Origin of the sequence: Candidatus Njordibacter sp. Uisw_056, assembly GCF_047730085.1 — a bacterium.
Taxonomy (GTDB): domain Bacteria; phylum Pseudomonadota; class Gammaproteobacteria; order Pseudomonadales; family Balneatricaceae; genus Njordibacter.
Window position 1 is genome coordinate 87,926 of sequence record NZ_CP159830.1, and the last position, 19,164, is coordinate 107,089.

At 46.8% G+C, this 19,164-nt stretch carries 16 protein-coding genes; 14 read left to right on the plus strand and 2 right to left on the minus strand.

Features of this window, described 5'->3' with window-relative positions:
* Position 1 precedes the first annotated feature (1 nt).
* From ABXT60_RS00450 to ABXT60_RS00495, 10 genes are all read left to right on the plus strand, one after another.
* Positions 2-643 carry a hypothetical protein gene (locus tag ABXT60_RS00450; protein WP_443630819.1) on the plus strand — a complete coding sequence of 214 codons (642 nt, stop codon included), beginning with the start codon at positions 2-4 and terminating at the stop codon, positions 641-643.
* Complete coding sequence (locus ABXT60_RS00455) at positions 637-1,899, plus strand: hypothetical protein (protein WP_443630820.1); 1,263 nt, start codon at positions 637-639, stop codon at positions 1,897-1,899. The genes ABXT60_RS00450 and ABXT60_RS00455 overlap by 7 nt, the downstream gene beginning before the upstream one ends.
* Entirely contained in the window at positions 1,896-3,074 is a 1,179-nt protein-coding gene (locus tag ABXT60_RS00460) for a secretin N-terminal domain-containing protein (protein WP_443630821.1), read from the plus strand. Before ABXT60_RS00455 ends, ABXT60_RS00460 begins: the two co-directional genes overlap by 4 nt.
* A gap of 106 nt (positions 3,075-3,180) precedes the next feature.
* Entirely contained in the window at positions 3,181-3,696 is a 516-nt protein-coding gene (gene aroK / locus ABXT60_RS00465; protein WP_443630822.1) for a shikimate kinase AroK, read from the plus strand.
* A 45-nt stretch (positions 3,697-3,741) separates the two neighbouring features.
* Positions 3,742-4,851 carry a 3-dehydroquinate synthase gene (gene aroB, locus ABXT60_RS00470; protein WP_443630823.1) on the plus strand — a complete coding sequence of 370 codons (1,110 nt, stop codon included), beginning with the start codon at positions 3,742-3,744 and terminating at the stop codon, positions 4,849-4,851.
* Between the two features lie 12 nt (positions 4,852-4,863).
* Complete coding sequence (locus ABXT60_RS00475; protein ID WP_443630824.1) at positions 4,864-6,339, plus strand: AAA family ATPase; 1,476 nt, start codon at positions 4,864-4,866, stop codon at positions 6,337-6,339.
* A 256-nt stretch (positions 6,340-6,595) separates the two neighbouring features.
* A complete protein-coding gene (gltB, locus tag ABXT60_RS00480; RefSeq protein WP_443630825.1) occupies positions 6,596-11,038 on the plus strand; it encodes a glutamate synthase large subunit in 4,443 nt (1,480 codons plus the stop codon).
* 42 nt (positions 11,039-11,080) lie between these two features.
* Positions 11,081-12,517 (plus strand): FAD-dependent oxidoreductase, encoded by a 1,437-nt coding sequence (locus ABXT60_RS00485; RefSeq protein ID WP_443630826.1) that lies wholly within the window; start codon positions 11,081-11,083, stop codon positions 12,515-12,517.
* Positions 12,518-12,658: 141 nt separating this feature from the next.
* Positions 12,659-13,732, plus strand: coding sequence for a uroporphyrinogen decarboxylase (gene hemE / locus ABXT60_RS00490; protein ID WP_443630827.1), 1,074 nt, complete (start codon positions 12,659-12,661; stop codon positions 13,730-13,732).
* A gap of 37 nt (positions 13,733-13,769) precedes the next feature.
* Positions 13,770-14,108, plus strand: coding sequence for a 5-carboxymethyl-2-hydroxymuconate Delta-isomerase (locus tag ABXT60_RS00495; protein ID WP_443630828.1), 339 nt, complete (start codon positions 13,770-13,772; stop codon positions 14,106-14,108).
* 31 nt (positions 14,109-14,139) lie between these two features.
* Here ABXT60_RS00495 and ybaK read toward each other — a convergent pair whose 3' ends face one another.
* Complete coding sequence (gene ybaK, locus ABXT60_RS00500) at positions 14,140-14,604, minus strand: Cys-tRNA(Pro) deacylase (protein WP_443630829.1); 465 nt, start codon at positions 14,602-14,604, stop codon at positions 14,140-14,142.
* A gap of 243 nt (positions 14,605-14,847) precedes the next feature.
* Here ybaK and ABXT60_RS00505 point away from each other — a divergent pair, with 243 nt between their 5' ends.
* Positions 14,848-15,273 (plus strand): PaaI family thioesterase, encoded by a 426-nt coding sequence (locus tag ABXT60_RS00505; RefSeq protein ID WP_443630830.1) that lies wholly within the window; start codon positions 14,848-14,850, stop codon positions 15,271-15,273.
* Between the two features lie 12 nt (positions 15,274-15,285).
* On the opposite strand, the gene trmB is transcribed toward ABXT60_RS00505, so the two are convergent.
* Positions 15,286-15,990 (minus strand): tRNA (guanosine(46)-N7)-methyltransferase TrmB, encoded by a 705-nt coding sequence (gene trmB, locus ABXT60_RS00510; RefSeq protein WP_443630831.1) that lies wholly within the window; start codon positions 15,988-15,990, stop codon positions 15,286-15,288.
* A gap of 130 nt (positions 15,991-16,120) precedes the next feature.
* Between trmB and hemC the strand changes: the two genes are divergently transcribed.
* The 3 genes from hemC (at position 16,121) to ABXT60_RS00525 (ending at position 19,164) form a co-directional block, all read left to right on the plus strand.
* Positions 16,121-17,071, plus strand: a complete 951-nt coding sequence (gene hemC, locus ABXT60_RS00515; RefSeq protein WP_443630832.1) for a hydroxymethylbilane synthase — start codon at positions 16,121-16,123, stop codon at positions 17,069-17,071.
* A gap of 7 nt (positions 17,072-17,078) precedes the next feature.
* Positions 17,079-17,858 carry a uroporphyrinogen-III synthase gene (locus tag ABXT60_RS00520; protein WP_443630833.1) on the plus strand — a complete coding sequence of 260 codons (780 nt, stop codon included), beginning with the start codon at positions 17,079-17,081 and terminating at the stop codon, positions 17,856-17,858.
* 70 nt (positions 17,859-17,928) lie between these two features.
* Positions 17,929-19,164, plus strand: coding sequence for a uroporphyrinogen-III C-methyltransferase (locus ABXT60_RS00525; RefSeq protein WP_443630834.1), 1,236 nt, complete (start codon positions 17,929-17,931; stop codon positions 19,162-19,164).

The window sequence follows — 19,164 nt, forward strand, 5'->3', positions numbered from 1 at the left end:
AATGTTACAGCACTTTGTTGGGCGCCGGGTAAAACCCCTTACCTTAGGGATTGATTGGCAGGTTGATAAGCTGCGAATAGTGCTGTTAGGCTGCGCTAAAAACACTCATGAGACAGAGCAACAAAGGGTTTTAGGTCAGTGGCATTTGTCATTACGTCTATCTTCAGTGGCGCTTAGCACCTCTTTAAAAGCACATACTGCGTGGCAAGATTTTATTACACAAATTGTGCCCCTTTTAGGCAATGCTTCCCTACATGTTAGTGTGGGCATTCCTAATCGGCTTTGCAGTTGGCTGCACTGCCCTGCAGATCTGTTTGAAGTGAGCACCAATCTAGCGACCTTGCAACTCCAATATCAGCGTATGGCCGCTGCAGCGCTCAATATAGAGCCAGTAAAGTTACGTGTTTGCCATTTGCAGCTTTGTTCCAAACTTAGCTTTTTGGTGGTGACTCAGAGCCACTATATTGATCACATAAAACATCTCATTACCAGCCTACACGATGCTACTACAGGTTATGTCATAGGCTGTATCGAACCCCAAGGGTTGACCAAAGCATCCATACTAGGCAAGCCAGATGATTTAGAGGCTGAGTATGCCATGGCTTGGTTTATGGCAAATAAAATAGTGGTGCCCAGATGCTAGTCTGGTATCAACCTAAACCCAATGAAGTTAATTTTTTACCGTGGGCTGAATACCATTTTGCAATAAAAAGACGTAAGCGGGGGTTTTTGTATGGCTCTATGATGGTGATTATACTGCTTGGTTTATCTGCCTTTGGCTTGCTGTATGCCAACTTAGTTAATGTGCAGGCCGATTTAAGTTGGCAGGTTTCTCAGGGGGTTAAACAGTTACACTTAAAGCAGCAGGGAGTTTGGGCCAGCTCCCTTGAGCGGCGGCAAATGGAACTGGGCCAGGCTCTTAAGGCTCAGTCAGACTCTCAAGCTTGGCTGCCGATCCAGCAGCTTTCTAAGCTGTTAATAATGCTACAGCCCGGCCAGCGGCTCAACACTTGGCGCTGGCAGCCTGCAGACGCAGGCTATCAGCTTGTGTTTACCGTCAGTGGGCAGGACCTTTGGCAAGGTTGGTGGCAAGAGATTGCTAAAGTTTGGCCGTCTATCCAAATGGAGGTACTTGGCACAACAGCGGATGGTTGGACGATTGAGGCTCGTTATCTTATGCCGTCCATTTCTTTGCCTTTTATTAGCGCTGCTGCAGCGCCAGTATTGCAATCCTTTGCCTTACAATTAACGCCCGATTCATTGGGGGTTGGCAGCGACGTTGAGCCTATGGGCTCTATGATGAGCCAAGTTACAAAATATGGGAAGGATTTGGAAATTGTTCGGGGCCAAGGGCTGCACATAAAGGTACAGTTAGACGCCACACAATGGGCTGATATGGCGCCACTGCCGAGCGCTACAGGCTGGTGGCTGAAAGAGTTTTCTATTATGCAAATACCCTCTGGGCCCTGGCAAATTTCCATGCGATGGTTGCCCAGCAGTGCTGCGTCTTTTTTTCAGCCTTTTACCCCAGTGCCTAGTGCTTTAGAGCAAGCACTTACCCTTCAAGGCATTCAACATTATGCCCAAGCATTTTATGCCAAAACGGTACCCACCCAGGCTATAGCTATGCAAGTTGGAGTATCTAACATTAGTTTGCATCGTAAAAAGTGGCATATTGCCGATAATTTTCAGTTTATTGGCTATAGTCAACAGCAAGGGAAAATAGCAGTGGCGTGGATTAAATCGTTAGATAATGGGCGTTTGATGAGGGTGGAAGTTAACGACTCACTTGAGGGATGGCGTGTGTCCGATATTAGTGGACAAGGGGTTAATCTTACAAAGGGGCAGCAGTGGTTGATGCTAAAGCGCCTTTGTCGTACTGGAGTTTGCCAAAAATGAATAAAATTAAATTAATGCTGTTACTTGCGCTAATATTATCGCCTTTTGTCAGTGCCCAAAAGATTACCATGGATGTGCATAAAGCGCCCCTCGTCGATGTGTTATACGAGCTTGCAGAGGCAGCACAAATTAATCTGGTGTTAACCCATGCATTAGACTTTGAAATTAGTATTGTTTTGCAAGATGTGGACCCTAAAACTGGGCTTGAGTTGGTCTGCAGTACCATTGGGGTGGACTGCCAATACACTCAAGTTGGGCTGATGGTAGGTGCTAAAACTGATCAATCAAATACCAACGTATTACCACTTCATATGGTCAAATTGAGTTATGGCGAGGCAGACACTATATTGCTTGCGCTGCAAAGTGCGCAATCAATGTTGTCACCCAAAGGGCAGTTGTTAGCAGATAGCCGTAGCCAGCAGATTCTTGTTTACGATGATGATGCCCATGCTGCCACTCTAATAGAGGCTATTAACCAGTTAGACCAGCCACTTGAGCAGATATTAATAGAGGGGCGTATAGTGATTGCCAAATCAACCCTAAGCCAATCTAGTGGGTTAGATTTTATTAGTAGCTTAGGGCCGCAAGCTACAGCAGGAGCGGCAAAGGCAAGCCAAATTGGAGCCACATTTAATCAGCTAGGGGGTGGTCTGCAGTTAGGCTTAGTCGGAGCTCATGTCATGCTTAGCCTAGAGCTCTTGGCTCTGGAGGCCAGCGGCCAAGTGCTCACGTTGGCACAGCCACAAATATTAGTACAAGAAGGGTATTCAGGCAGTATTCAAACAGGTCAAGAAGTGCCCTATTTAGTGGCTACAGACAATGGCCAGCAACAAGAGTGGAAACGAGCTGTATTGGGTCTAACGGTAACGCCCAGGGTATTACCCAAAGGCCAAGTTCAGCTAGATCTGTTAGTGATGCAGGATTCTATTGGTGATTTGTTACCTAATGGCCAGTTAGCGCTCAATACCCATAAATTAAAAACTCGGGCAGTGGTCGGTTTGGGGCAGACTTTAGTGCTGGGAGGTGCGCTATATCAACAACAATTGGGTCGATTATTCTCTAGCCCAGTGTTATCGGGGTTACCCTTTGTAGGTCAATGGTTTGAGCAGCAAAAGCAAGGGTCTGAGAGGTTTGAACTCTTGGTTTTTGTCACTCCACGCATAGTTAACCCTTGATTATGTTAATGTTAGTCCGCATAATTTAACTGATCCTACCCGGCAGTGAGCATTTCGTGCTTGATGACCGGGTTTTGTTGTTGCTGTTCCTAAAAGGAATTTCATTGTGAATATATTTTTAATCGGCCCAATGGGCGCTGGTAAAAGCACCATTGGGCGTCAGCTAGCACGCGAATTAAAGCTAGAATTCCTAGATACTGATAGGGAAATTGAAGAAAGATCTGGTGCGGATATTCCTTGGATTTTTGATGTCGAAGGTGAAGCTGGCTTTCGTAAACGCGAAGCTAACATGATCACCGAGTTGACTGAGCACAGGGATTTAGTGATGGCTACAGGTGGTGGCGCAGTGGAGTTAGCTGAAAATAGGCAACATTTGTCTGCCCGCGGCACTGTGGTGTATTTATTTGCGACGGTTGAGCAACAGCTCGAGCGCACATCAAAAGATAAAAATCGCCCGCTGCTTCAAAATGAAGACCCAGAACAAGTGCTAAGAGACTTGTTTGCCCATCGCCATGCATTGTATGAAGAAACAGCAGACATTCAAGTGGCTACAGGTGCGCAAAACCCCCGTTTGTTAGTGGCAGAGATTATTAAGCAAATCGAAGCAATTCGTTCCCTTTAAACTAACTAGTCTATTTTAAGGCTGTTATGGGCCAGAGCTATCATCATGAGCAGCGTACAACATACATTAACCGTTGAGCTAGGGAATCGCAGCTACCCGATTTATATTGGTAGTGGCCTTTTGCAACAGGCTGATCTGCTGCGCCAGCACATTACTGGCAAGCAAGTGATGGTGGTGACCAATAGCACTATAGCGCCTCTCTACCTGCAAGGCATTCTAAACGGTTTGCAAAGGCTCGGTATTAGCGGCTTACAAGTGGACAGCATAGTGCTGCAAGATGGTGAACAGTATAAGCATCTTGATACAGTGGGGTTGATTTTTGACCACCTGCTACAACAACGTCATAATCGCACAACGACTCTAATTGCTCTCGGTGGAGGAGTTATAGGGGATATGACCGGCTATGCTGCTGCCGCTTATCAGCGTGGTGTGAATTTTATACAAATACCTACTACCTTGTTATCTCAGGTAGATTCTTCTGTGGGTGGAAAGACAGGCGTTAACCACCCCCTTGGCAAGAACATGATTGGTGCATTCCATCAGCCTCAGTGTGTAATTATTGATATCCAAAGCCTGCAAACGTTGCCCCCTCGTGAGCTCTGTGCAGGCCTGGCAGAAGTGATTAAGTATGGCCTTATTGCCGAACCCGATTTTTTTACCTGGCTAGAACAGAATATAGATCAGCTGCGTCAACTGGCTCCTGAGTTAATAAGCCAAGCTATCTACCAATCCGTCGCCTGCAAGGCCCGCATTGTTGCTGCAGACGAGTTGGAGCATGGGCAGCGAGCCCTACTTAACTTTGGCCACACCTTTGGCCACGCTATAGAAACTGAAATGGGCTATGGTCACTGGTTACACGGTGAAGCTGTCGGTGCTGGTATGGCTATGGCGGCTGACTTATCGTGGCGCTTGGGATGGATTTCACACCAACAAGTGCTGCGTATTCAAAACCTGTTAAAAGCTGCTGGATTGCCCTTATGGGGCCCAAGCCAGATGTATGGGAAAGCCTACTTAACACATATGCAGGTAGACAAAAAAGTCACCGATGGCACCATTCGTTTAATCCTACTTCAGCAGCTAGGTGAAGCGATTGTCACTTCAGATTTTAGTAGTGATTTATTGCAGCAGACCCTTGACCAGTCTTTGGCAGTTTAGGGGGTTAGGACCGTGACCCTGCCTCTGCCAAAATCTAATACGGGTGACAGCCTTAAATCAGCTTATGCCACTTATCTGCGCCAATTAGACCAGCAAGAAGTGAGTCATCAAAGTGATAATTTAATGGCTTTTGAATACCAAGCCAAAGCCCGGGGCCGGCAATTAGAGACATTGCTGCATCTAAGCCACTTCTCTGATTACTTGGTACTGATCAGTGCTCCTTCTGGTGCTGGTAAAACGACCTTTATTGACCAGTTTTTGCGTGCTCAACCTGCTAAGGCATGTATCGTTCATCTGGCATTGCAAGAACCAGCTACTGCGCCATGGGTAGTGCGTCAACTAGCCCAACAACTGCCTGTGCAGCTGCCTAACCAGGCAAGCCTAGAACACAGCATTATGGCGATACAGGCACTGGCCCAAGAGCTGAAACTGCAAAAAGAAGTGCTGTTAATTGTGGTGGATGACGCCCAGTGGCTAGACGAAGATGGGCTAGAACTCCTAGCTAATTTATTGCCCCGCAATGCAAAAATAGACGCCCGCCCCCAGGTCATTTTATGTGCAGATCACAGTGTAGTAGAGCGAATTGAAACTCCCCATTTTGCCGAGCTTAGGCAGGAGCGGTTTTATCATTTAGTGCTTTCGCCCTTTAATCAGGAAGAAAGTGCTGATTATTTACGCCAACGGCTGCAGCGGATTGGTATCAATCATGGCCTTGCGCCTATCCAATTATTGCAATTACATCAGTTAGCCAAAGGTAATCCTGGTTACCTTAATATGCTGGCTAATAAGGCCATTAATAAGGGGGGCTTCGTTCAACAAGCGGGTTTGCCATTACTTCACATAGGTGCCACTACCCTTGTGTTAGTTGTATTGGCGGGTATTTGGTTATTTAATTATGTGTCTGCTAATGTGCTGGAGCAGCGTCATGTGGAATCGGCCCCAGTGGCTGTTCAACCTGTTGTAATAGAGCCTATAGCAACTGCACTGCCGCCTTTGGAGCCTATTGAACTGTCTCCAGCACCAAAAAATGTGAGTCCCCAGCCCAAGGTTCAACTAAAGCTGTCACCTAAGCCAGCAGCACAGGTAACTCAACCACCGGCAAAGCAAGCGGCCGCCCTAATACCTGTATCGGTGCTAAAGGCCTGGCCCTTGGCAACTTCCAAGACAAAGCAACCATACAGTTACAAGGAGGTATTGAAATTACCAAGCGACCATTATAGCTTGCAGGTTCTTGGTGCCCGGCTGGAGACCACGTTAGAAGCCTTTATAGTGGACAAAAATATTACGCAGCCTCTTTATGCCATTAAACTAGACCGCGGTGGTCAGCCTTGGTATATGTTGCTTGTTGGAGACTACGAAAGCGCTAGTAAAGCTCAAAGTGCCATATCATCACTACCTATAGCTTTGCGGAATCAGCAACCATGGGCGCGGCCTGTTTTAAAAATTCAACAGCAGATTCGTAATAAATTCAACACAAGTGGTGAATAATTTTTACAAATTCGGCGAACGTCGCCAATTGTGTAGGTATTTATCTAGCTTATACCCCAAATAGTTTGTTTGCCGTGGTTTTCTCATGTAGGATGCTTGTCCATTTGTTGATTCAATAAATTTATAAGCTCTTATAGAAGTTTGTAATTAAAGCAAGTGTCCTACTGATTCTTGTCTCATTTAGAAGCAGTTTTTGTAGCACTTGTTAACACCCGTGATGGGCTCACTGCCATCCAGATTAGCGAGAGAGATGCCGATGAACGCTGGTTTTTTTAATCCCAAAGAATTCAAAGATAACTGTGGTTTTGGACTCATTGCTCACATGCAGGGTGATCCTAGCCATGATTTGTTGCAAAAGGCGATAGAATCCCTTACCTGTATGACCCACCGTGGTGGTATTGCCGCTGATGGTAAGACGGGTGATGGCTGTGGCTTATTGCTACAAATGCCAGAGGTCTTTATGCGCAAGGTGGCATTGGATCACTTTTCTGAAGAGCTGACAGAGTCCTTTGGTGTGGGCATGGTGTTTTTATCCCAAGATGAAGATAAGGCTTCTCATTCTCGCAATGTACTAAATCAAGCCATAGAAGACAATGGCCTTGAAGTAGTGGGATGGCGTGAAGTGCCAGTAGATCCATCGTGCCTTGGTCCCATTGGCGCTGATTGCCAGCCGCGTATCGAGCAAGTATTCGTAAACAGTCCAGGCCTTCGCGGTGAAGTGCTAGAAGCGCGTTTATTAGTGGCTCGAAAAACCACCATGTATGCCTTAATCTCAGACGAAAATTTTTACGTATGTAGCTTGTCTCACCGTGTGCTTTCCTACAAAGGGCTAATGATGCCGGTAGACCTACCGGTATTTTACAAAGACTTAGGTGACCCTACGTTAACCACAGCCATTTGTACCTTTCACCAGCGTTTTTCTACCAACACCTTGCCTCGCTGGCCATTGGCACAGCCTTTTCGCTTTTTAGCGCACAATGGCGAAATAAACACCATTGAAGGCAACCGTAACTGGGCAAAAGCTCGCCAAAACGTATTATCCACTCCACTTATCCCAGAGCTACAAGAGCTTGAAGGCGTGGTAAACACTACTGGCTCAGACTCGTCCAGCATGGACAACATGATAGAACTTATGGTGTTGGGTGGGATGGACGTGTTTCGTGCATTGCGTTTGATCATGCCTCCAGCGTGGCAAAATGATGAATTGATGGACCCCGAACTACGTGCTTTTTACGAATACAACTCCATGCATATGGAAGCGTGGGACGGCCCTGCAGGCATGGTATTAAACACGGGCCGCTATGCTGTGTGTCTGCTAGACCGCAATGGCTTGCGCCCATCACGTTGGGTTATGACCAAAGATGATTATCTAGTAACAGCCTCTGAAATTGGCACATTTGAATATGACCCATTGGATGTTGTCGCTAAAGGCCGCGTAGGCCCGGGACAAATTTTGGCGGTGGACACCCATACCGGCGAAATCATGCACACCAAAGACATTGATGACCGCCTTAAAGCCTCTCAGCCTTATAAAAAGTGGCTGCGTAAGTCGGCCATCCGCCTAGAAGGCACCTTGGATGAAGAGCAGTGTTTTGAAGACTTCACCGAAGGTGAACTTAAGCGCCACATGAAAATGCATCAAGTGACGTTTGAAGAGCGTGACCAGGTGATCCGTCCATTGGCAGAAACAGCGCAAGAAGCCGTAGGCTCTATGGGTGATGACACGCCCATGGCCGTGCTGTCTAACCGTGTGCGCAGCGTATACGAATACTTCCGTCAGCAATTCGCTCAGGTGACCAACCCACCCATAGACCCACTGCGTGAAGCTGTAGTGATGTCGTTGGAAACATGCCTAGGCAAAGAGCGTAATATTTTCCAAGAGGGTCCAGAGCTTGCCAAGCGGATTGTATTAGGCTCTCCCATCTTATCAGCTAGTAAATACACCGACTTATTACACATGAATGTGCCTGGTTTCAAGGTGCAAATCATCAACCTAAATTATGACCCAGAAGTAGGCTTAGAAGCGTCTATTAAAGATGTGTGTGCCCAAGCAGCAGAAGCTGTGCGCAAGCGCATAGGCATTGTGGTACTGAGTGACCGTGAGATTGAAAAGGGCAAGTTGCTTATACCAGCCTGTATGGCTACAGGTGCGGTGCATCACCACCTAACTAATGAAGGTTTGCGTTGTGATGCAAACATTGTTGTGGATACGGGCAGCGCAAGAGACTCCCATCACTTTGCAGTGTTGATCGGTTTTGGTGCTACAGCGGTTTACCCTTACCTTAGTTATCGGGTTATTAACGACATGGTGGCATCTGGCGAGATTATTAGCAACCCAATCGATTGCCATAAGTCTTACCGTAAAGGGATTAATAAAGGCCTGCTTAAGATCATGTCTAAAATGGGTATTTCTACCATTGCCTCTTATCGAGGCGCACAGTTGTTTGAAGCCATTGGCATCAGTAGTCCTATTATAGACCTGTGTTTCCACGGTGTGGCTAGCCGCATAGAAGGTGCGCAATTTAGTGATTTCCAGTCTGACCAACAGCTATTAGCTGCTGAAGCCTGGATAGATCGTAAGCCTATCCAACAAGGTGGTCTGCTTAAATACATTCATGGTGGCGAGTATCACGCCTATAACCCAGACATCATCACTACCGTCCAAGCTGCCGTGCAAACGGGTGATTACGGCGTGTATAAAAAATATGCTAAGTTAGTCAATGAGCGCGGCGTTGCCTCGCTGCGCGACTTACTAAAGCTAAAGCCATCTAACGCGATCGATATTAGTGAAGTAGAGCCATTAAGTGAAATATTCAAACGCTTTGACACCGCCGCCATGTCATTGGGCGCCTTGTCTCCAGAGGCACACGAATCCTTAGCTATGGCTATGAACGAGCTAGGTGGCCGCTCTAACTCTGGCGAAGGTGGCGAAGACCCACTGCGTTATGGCACTAACAAACGCTCTAAAATTAAACAAATTGCTTCTGGCCGTTTTGGTGTTACCCCTGCCTACTTAGTGAGCGCAGAAGTGTTACAAATTAAAGTGGCTCAAGGTGCAAAACCAGGTGAGGGAGGGCAGCTTCCCGGGGGCAAGGTTAACGACCTTATCGCCACTCTGCGATATTCTGTGCCTGGCGTCACCCTAATTTCTCCACCACCGCATCACGATATATATTCTATCGAAGATTTGGCCCAGCTTATTTTTGACTTGAAGCAAGTAAACCCTGAAGCCCTTGTGTCGGTGAAATTAGTATCGCGGCCAGGTGTGGGCACTATTGCTGCAGGTGTAGCAAAAGCCTACGCAGACCTGATCACTATTTCTGGTAACGATGGCGGCACAGCAGCCAGCCCACTCACTTCTATCCGCTATGCGGGCTCCCCATGGGAACTGGGCCTTGCTGACGCCCACCAGTCCTTACGAGGCAATGGCCTACGTGGCAAGGTGAGAGTGCAAACAGACGGTGGCCTTAAAACGGGTCTAGACGTAGTGAAAGCTGCACTTTTAGGAGCAGAAAGCTTTGGTTTTGGCACCTTACCTATGGTGGCCTTAGGGTGTAAATACCTGCGTATTTGTCACCTTAACAACTGCGCTACAGGCGTGGCCACACAAAACGAACAACTCAGAGATCATCATTTCCGCGGTACTGTAGAAATGGTGAAGCACCTATTCACTTTTATTGCGCAAGAAACTCGCGAAGTGATGGCACAGCTAGGTGTGCGCAGCATTGAAGAGCTAGTAGGCCAGACGCAGCTACTGGAAATTAGTGGTGGAGTGACTGCTAGACAACGTAATTTAGACCTGTCGCCCTTGTTGAGCCAAGACGGTATCGACCCAAGCCATCCTAACACTTGCCAAGTGTCTAAAAACCAGCCATACGACCCCGGCGCTATGAGCCAAAGGATGTTGGATGAAATGGCAGAGGCTATTGCCAATTCAACAGGTGGCGACTTTAGCTTTAATATCACCAACTGTGATCGCTCGATAGGTGCCAGATTGTCTGGTGCTATTGCTAAAGTGCATGGCAACAATGGCATGTCTGAACATCCGCTAGAAGTACATCTTAAAGGTATTGCAGGCCTAAGCTTTGGTGTGTGGAATGCCGGTGGTTTAAACATGTACTTAGAAGGCGACGCTAACGACTATGTAGGTAAAGGTATGGCAGGTGGTAAGCTGGTTATATATCCTCCCAAAGGATCTAGCTTTAAATCTAATGTCACCTCTATCATGGGTAATACCTGCTTGTATGGTGCAACAGGTGGCACTGTGATGGCCGCAGGCTGTGCAGGCGAACGTTTTGCCGTTCGTAACTCAGGCGCTCATGCCGTGATTGAGGGTGCAGGCGACCATTGTTGTGAATACATGACAGGTGGCGTGGTGACTGTGCTTGGTGAAACAGGCTATAACTTTGGTGCAGGCATGACTGGTGGTTTTGCTTACGTATTAGACGTAGATCGCACCTTTGTAGACAAATACAACAGCGAATTGGTGGAAATTCACCGCATTCGTGGCGAGCACATGGAAGAGTATCGTAGTTATTTGCGCTCTATCTTGCATGATTTTCATGAAGCAACGGGAAGCCGTTGGGGCAGGGAATTAAGTCGTCATTTCGAAGATTATATCAGCAAGTTCTGGTTAGTTAAGCCCAAAGCCGCGAATTTACAGCAGCTTATGGCCAACACCCGCACCAAGACTGAATAATTCGACGTTTTTAAAATACATTACCAGGTATACGAGGCTATTATGGCTCAACGATTAGAAAATCATTTTCAATTCATCGACGTAGGTCGTCAAGACCCAGTTAAGGTGCACCCAGACTTGCGTAAACGCCAGTTTGCGGAAATCTATCAGTCTTATACGCCGGTAGAAGCCAAGCCCCAAGCCCATCGGTGTTTAGAGTGTGGCAACCCCTATTGTGAATGGAAGTGCCCAGTGCACAATTACATTCCTAATTGGCTCAAGTTGGTGTCTGAAGGCAATATTCTAGAGGCTGTGGAGTTGTGTCATCAAACTAACTCACTGCCCGAAGTTTGTGGCCGCGTATGCCCGCAAGACCGCTTATGCGAAGGTGCCTGCACCCTCAATGATGGTTTTGGGGCAGTGACCATTGGCTCTGTAGAAAAATACATTACTGATACTGCCTTTGCTATGGGCTGGACACCTGATTTAAGCCATGTAGTTGAAACGGGTAAAAAAGTGGCGGTTATTGGTGCTGGGCCTGCCGGTTTGGCCTGTGCCGACGTTTTAACACGAGGAGGTGTGTCTGCCGTAGTGTTTGATCGGTACCCAGAAATTGGTGGCCTACTTACTTTTGGTATCCCCGAATTTAAGCTAGAAAAACCTGTTATGGCTAAGCGCCGTCAAATATTTGAAGGTATGGGTATTGAGTTTAAACTTAATGTAGAAATAGGCAAAGACATCACCCTAGACCAGTTAATGGATGAATATGACGCCGTCTTTATGGGCATGGGCACTTATAAATCGATGCGTGGAGGCTTCCCTGGTGAGAACCTTGAGGGTGTGCACGAGGCCTTGCCGTATTTGATTTCTAACATTAACCGCCGCATGGACTTTGAAAAAGATCCAGCTGATTTTATTGACCTAAAAGGTAAGCAAGTTGTGGTACTGGGTGGTGGTGATACGGCTATGGATTGCAACCGCACTGCAATTCGCCAAGCTGCAGCTAATGTGTATTGTGCTTATCGTCGTGACGAGGCTAATATGCCTGGTTCGATTAAGGAAGTGGCCAACTCTAAGGAAGAGGGTGTCCAGTTCTTATTTAACCGCTCTCCTGTTGAAATAATCGGTAAAAATGGCAAGGTCACAGGTATTAAATTAGTCACAACTGAGTTGGGTGAAGCTGATGAAAATGGCCGTCGCCGACCTATTGTGATTGAAGGTAGTGAAGAAGTTGTAGCTGCCGATGCGGTTATCGTAGCCTTTGGCTTTAGCCCAAGTCCAACAAAGTGGATGGCTGATGCAGGGGTTGAGATAAATGATTGGGACCTTGTTAAAGTGGCCCAAGAGTCTGATTTAATAGCTAAAAATTACGCTTTTCAAACTACGAATGCGAAAATTTTTGCGGGCGGTGACATGGTACGTGGTTCTGACCTAGTGGTCACTGCCATCGACGAAGGGCGAAGAGCCGCAGATGGTATTTTAGATTATCTACAAGTCTAAACTCTACCACTAAACCTGATAAACCTATTTAGAACATCTGTAGGTCACTTGTATAGTTGCCACAATCCGTGACAATTAGGCAGGTGATCTATATCATGGGCAGCAATATTTACTAACTGCTTTAAGGCCTTATTTCTTGCCATGACTGCTTCTAAACCTGAATTAAAAAACGACCGTTTTCTTCGCGCTCTTATGGGCCAGCCTGTTGATGTAACGCCGGTATGGATGATGCGCCAAGCGGGTCGCTATTTACCCGAATATCGTGCTTCACGTGCTGAAGCTGGGGATTTTTTGAGCCTTTGCAAGAATGCTGATTTTGCCTGTGAAGTCACTTTGCAACCATTACGTCGATATGATTTAGATGCAGCTATCCTATTCTCAGACATCCTAACAGTGCCCGATGCAATGGGCCTAGGGCTATACTTTGAGGCTGGAGAAGGACCTAAGTTTGAAAAGCCAGTGCGCACTGAAGCTGATGTTGCAGCGCTCACAGTGCCAGATATAGATGCCGATTTAGGCTACGTTATGAATGCTGTGAGCACTATCCGTGGTGCATTGTCTGGCGATGTTCCGTTGATTGGTTTTTCTGGTAGCCCTTGGACCTTGGCAACTTATATGATTGAAGGGGGTTCCAGCAAAGACTTCCGTCATATCAAAGCGATGATGTATTCAACCCCAGAGCTATTACATCAAGTACTCAGTGTATTAGCCGATTCAGTGATTGCTTATTTAAATGCTCAAATTGCAGCAGGTGCTCAAGCGGTACAAATTTTTGATACATGGGGTGGCGTATTGAGTGGCCCATGTTATCAAGCCTTTTCGTTAGATTATATGCAGCGTATTGTTAATGGCCTTACTCGCGAATCTGAAGGGAGAGCAGTCCCTGTTATCTTGTTCACTAAAAACGGTGGCCAGTGGTTAGAGCAACTTGCAGCAACAGGAGCTGATGCCCTAGGTTTAGACTGGACTATAGAAGTTAGTGAAGCCCGCAATCGTGTGGGAGATAAAGTAGCGCTTCAGGGCAATATGGATCCTAGTGTGCTTTACGCAGACGCACCCACTATTCAGGCAGAAGTAGGTCGTATATTGGCAGATTTTGGTAAAAATGATGGTCATGTTTTCAACCTAGGCCATGGCATTCACCAGTTTGTAGACCCAGAAAGTGCCAAAATATTTGTTGATGCTGTGCACGACCGAAGTGGTCAGTATCACTAAAAACGTTACCCATAACACTAATAAATAGGGCCTGCACATGCCACATTGCGTCATAGAAATTTCTAACCAGCTTAGCAGCAGTGTTACGCCCACCCAGCTATTAAGGTGCGTGTTTGACGCCCATGTAAAATCGGGTTTGTTTGAGTCTGATCATATTAAAGTACGCTGCACAGGTTACGACCACCATATTGCAGGCACAGGCTCGGATCGTTTTATCCATGCCACGTCTCATATCATGGCAGGGCGCACAGCAGATCAAAAGCAAGCGCTTAGCAACATGATAGTGCAGGGCCTTATCGATATGGGTATCACCTCTGCATCCATGAGCGCACAGGTAGTAGACCTCGACCCCAGTTACGTCACCTTTAGCGATTAAGTTCTAGTTGAACTAGTGCCGTTATAACTGCTTAAGAAATGATCTCGAATAAGCCATGGGTTACCATGGCTAAATCACCCGCAGCCAGTTCAACCTCTAATCCCCTGCGACCACCACTCACATAAATGCTGCCATAATCCTTAGCACGCTTATCTATAACCGTAGTGAGTGCTCGCTTTTGGCCTACTGGGCTCACGCCACCCAGTACATAGCCACTACTTCGGCTCACTGCGGCGGGGTTTGCCATAACTACTTTTTTTGCGCCAATGGCTGTGGCCATAAGCTTTAAGTTGAGCTGCTGATCAACAGGTATTACCGCTACCGCCAAAGTCGTGTTTCCAGCATCCACTACCAGTGTTTTAAATACCCTTTGGGGAGGCACACCCAGTTTATCTGAAGCTTCTCTTCCGTATGACGCCACTTTGGCGGTGTGGGTATATTCGTGCACATTGTGGTGAACACCTAAACGCGTGAGTTGGTCTATTGCAGGAGTCATAAATTAGGCAACCCTAGTCGATGTATTTTAATAAATGGGTGAGTTAACCCTATCGCCAACTAACGCTAAGGTCAAACTGGCCTTATAGGTTGCCTTGTTGACTAATGCGCTAAACCCATGGCTGGCAATAGACCACATAGTCATCACCCAACGGAGACCCCTTAGGTCATGTAATAATGTTGCTCAGCTTCTGGTCCGGATGCGACCAGATCATTCAGTTGCTAGTTAGTTTGCAAGGAAAAAATGATGCTATCAAAAAAATTCACTCCTAAATTTTTTAATGATATCAGTTTAGGTAGCTTACCCGGGCATCTTGGCCTTCACGTCACACGTGTGGCTTCCGAAGGGGTTGAGGCAGAGCTTAAAGTTATACCATCGTTACTTGCAATTAACGGCTATCTTCACGCAGGCAGCATTGTCACCCTAGCAGACACGTGTGCAGGTTATGGCAGCACTGCTAACCTTCCAGAGGGGGCCATTGGTTTTACTACTATTGAATTAAAGTCGAACCATATTGGTACCGCAAGAGAGGGGACTATTAGGTGTGTTGCAACTGCTGCTCACTTAGGAAAATCTACTCAGGTTTGGGATGCTATTGTGAGCCATGATGAATCTGGTAAAACAGTTGCCATTTTTCGATGCACACAAATGGTGCTTTATCCCAAATAGAGCGCTGGTTGATTAGCATTGTTTCTGATACATCAAATCCCACACTCCGTGCCCCTTGCCCTCACCACGACGTTGGAATTTGGTGCTAGGGCGAAACTCCGGTTGTGGTGAATACTGAGTGTCACCCGCTTGGTTTCTATAACCTTGGGCTAGCTCCATTACCTCCATCATGTGTTCTGCATAAGGTTGCCAATCTGTGGCCATATGAAATACACCACCAGTGGCGAGTTTCTGGCGAACATCTTGAGCGAAATTAGGCTGCACGATACGGCGCTTGTTATGCTTTTTTTTGTGCCATGGGTCTGGGAAAAATAGCTGTACACCGGCCAGGCTATTATCGGTAATGCACTGCGCCATCACTTCAATAGCGTCCTCACAAAATACCCTTACGTTGCTTAGTTCTTGGATTGCTAGGTTATTAAGTAGCCGACCAACCCCTGGGCGATGAACTTCTATACCAATGTAGTTATTTTCTGGCATGGTGGCAGCCATGGTAGACAGGGAGTCCCCCATACCAAAGCCAATTTCCATGATGATGGGGTGGTCATTACCAAATAGGTCTGAAAAATCCAGAGCCCCCTGATTAAGTTCTAAACCGTACAGGGCCCAATAGTGTTCCAAAGCGTGTTCTTGAGATGGAGTCATACGGCCCGCACGTTTAACAAAACTGCGAATACGGCGAGGATTTTCAATTTCAGGGGTTAAATCAGAAGGCATAAATGAATTCTTAATAAATAGTGAACTGCTAGGCCTGTATTTTACCTACTACTGATGAATAAATCAGCTCCATTATGGTGTCTATCTCAAACACCAAGCAGAGCAATTTGATACACTATGGATTATATTAATGTTCACTCAGTTATTAAAGCCTATGACCACCCTCCGTATCGCCACACGTGAAAGCCAACTTGCTCTTTGGCAGGCTTATTTTATAAAAGCAGAGCTAGAGCGTTATCATCCAGACCTTACTGTAGAAATTTTAGGCATGAAGACTAAGGGGGACAAAATCCTTGATGTGCCGTTAGCAAAAGTGGGTGGCAAAGGTCTGTTTGTTAAAGAGTTAGAGCAGGCCATGTTAGAAGGTCGAGCAGACATTGCAGTGCATTCCATGAAGGATGTGCCAATGGAGTTTCCAGAGGGTCTGGGGCTCTGTGTGATCTGTGAAAGGGAAGATCCCAGTGATGCATTCGTAAGTAACTACTTCAGCTGCTTAGATGACCTTCCACAAGGCGCCAAAGTGGGCACGTCCAGCCTGCGTCGCCAGTTGCAAGTCAAGGCCTTGCGTCCAGACCTGCAACTATTAGATTTGCGAGGTAATGTAAACACCCGCTTGGCCAAGCTAGATGCAGGCCAATACGATGCCATCATTTTAGCCAGTGCTGGCTTAATGCGCCTTGATTTCCACCACCGTATTCAGTCACGTTTAACTGACCAGCAGTGTTTGCCTGCCGGGGGGCAGGGCGCAGTAGGTGTGGAATGCCGTTTAGACGACAATGCCACAATCGCTCTGCTGGCGCCGTTACACCATAAAGATACGGCGGACCGTGTAATTGCTGAGCGCGCACTCAACAAACGTTTAGAAGGTGGTTGTCAGGTGCCTATTGCCTGTTTTGCCGAACTAGAAGGGGATCAGCTATGGCTACGCGGATTAGTGGGCGAAGTAGATGGCAGCCGCTTACTCACTACAGAAATTAGAGGTTCACGTGTGGATGCAGAACGCTTAGGCATCACTGCCGCAGAGGACCTATTAGCACAGGGTGCTGGTGAAATTCTTCAAGCTATTTATAATGTTCAGTAACTAATTGATGACAAGCATGAAGGTGTTGGTCACCCGGCCAGATGCACAAGCAAAAGTGACGATTGAGCTACTGCGAAAGCATGGGTTTAAGGTACATCACCAAGCGTGCTTAGATATTTTACCTGTAGAACCACAATCAGTGGATGGCCTGCAAAGTAAGCAGTTAGCAATGGATCTGGACACCTTTGACCATGTCATCGTTATTAGTACCAATGCGGCGCAGTTCTGGCTAGACCTAGTGCAAGACTATTGGCCTCAGTGGCCTGTAGGTGTGCAATGGTGGGGCATGGGGGAATCTACACAAGCTCAATTAATGGCAGTTGGTATTGCGGCAAAAAGGCCAGTGATGGGCGACACAAGTGAAGCATTGTTGGCCGATCTATTGCCCCAAATTCAAACCCATCACAAGGTGTTAATAGTTCGAGGATGCGGCGGTAGAGAGACTTTATCTGATGCATTGGAAACTGCTGGTGCAAAGGTAAACTATGCTCAATGTTACCAGCGCAAGTTGCCACATATTAACCGTGAGCAATTAGTCAGTGTAGCTGAGTTCTCACCCCAAGCGGTGATCTTCCAAAGTGGTGAAACCTTAGGAAATTTTGAGGCCTTGCTAAGTGGCCAAGACTGGTGTAACAAACAGCGCATCATATTAGTCTTGCCTAGTGCACGGGTAGCGGAGCAGGCCAAAATATTAGGCTACCAAGTATTACTTACCAGTGGTAGTGCCAGCAATCAAGCAATGTGCGATACTTTGCTGCAAACAATACAACAACAAGCGCCTCGATAAACTGTAAAAATTAGTTATAAGGTGGCATGATAGTAGGCTGATTAAGCCGCTGAAAAAGGATGCTGACGCAGTGACACAAGACCAGAACAAAGCGAATACTAAGGTGCCTAGCAAAGGCGCAGACCCACAAGTATCCAACCCTAAAACAGCTAAGGTTTCTAAATCTGTGGACCGAGCTAGTGCAGCAAAAACAAAGCCAGCAAGCCAAGGCAAACTAAGCTTGTTGTGGCTACTTGTTGTGCTATTAATGGCAGCGGTCGCCGGGTTGGGTTACGTGCAGTGGCAAGCACAATCCTATACTGCGGTGCTCATGTCAGACCAAAGTGGCCAATCTAAAATACTCCAAAATTGGCAGCAACAACAGCAGTCATTGTCACAAAAGCTAGATGACTTAACCCTTGCAAACACTTCTGCACAGCGTGCTATTTCCACCCAACAAACAGACTTAAAAACTAATCAGCAACGCATGGACCAGGCTTTAGTGCGTGCCTTAGAAGCCATGGCTAAAACCCAACTAGACCAGGGTAAAGTATTGCCTCAGTGGCAGTTGGCAGAAGCTGAATACCTGTTGCGGTTAGCCAACCAGCGTTTGGCTATGGAGCAAGCTAGTGAGTCTGCAATGGCCCTACTTAAGGCTGCCGACATCATCATTCGAGATAGTGAACAAGTGGGCACCTATGGAATCAGAAGTGCCATTGCGGCAGATTTAGCCGCCCTTACAGCTGTTCCAAGTGTCGACGTACAAGGTGTTTATGCAAAGCTTGCTGCGCTTTCTGGTTTAGCGTCAAAGCTGACCTTTATTCCACCCAGAAGTAAGGTAGCGGCCACTGATAAGGCACTTGGGCTAGGTCTTGAAAATGAGGCTATGATCGCGCCAACAGAAGAAATCAAATGGACTCAGTCTGTTTGGCAGGACACTAAAAGCGTGGCTGCCAGTATTTTTGGGGAATTAAAACAGCTGGTTAAGGTGCAATCACGCACTCAAGAAGACCAGCAGCTGCTGACGCCTGCAGCTGAGTTATTAGTGCGTATGCGTATTGAAATGGCATTAAGCCAAACTCAAGTTGCCCTTTTGCGTCGCCAGCAGACGATTTATGATCAATCTTTGGTAGGTGTAAAGCAACTTTTAGCTCAATACTATCGGCCAACTGACCTTATCGTCCAAGCAATGTATGTTCAGATTGACTTGCTTGATGAGGTGAAGGTTCTAGTTAATATGCCTAATATCAGTGGTTCCCTGATTGCTTTGCAAGGCTTTGTTGCCACATTGCACGATACTCCAGCTGAGCCATCGGTGGGAGAGTAG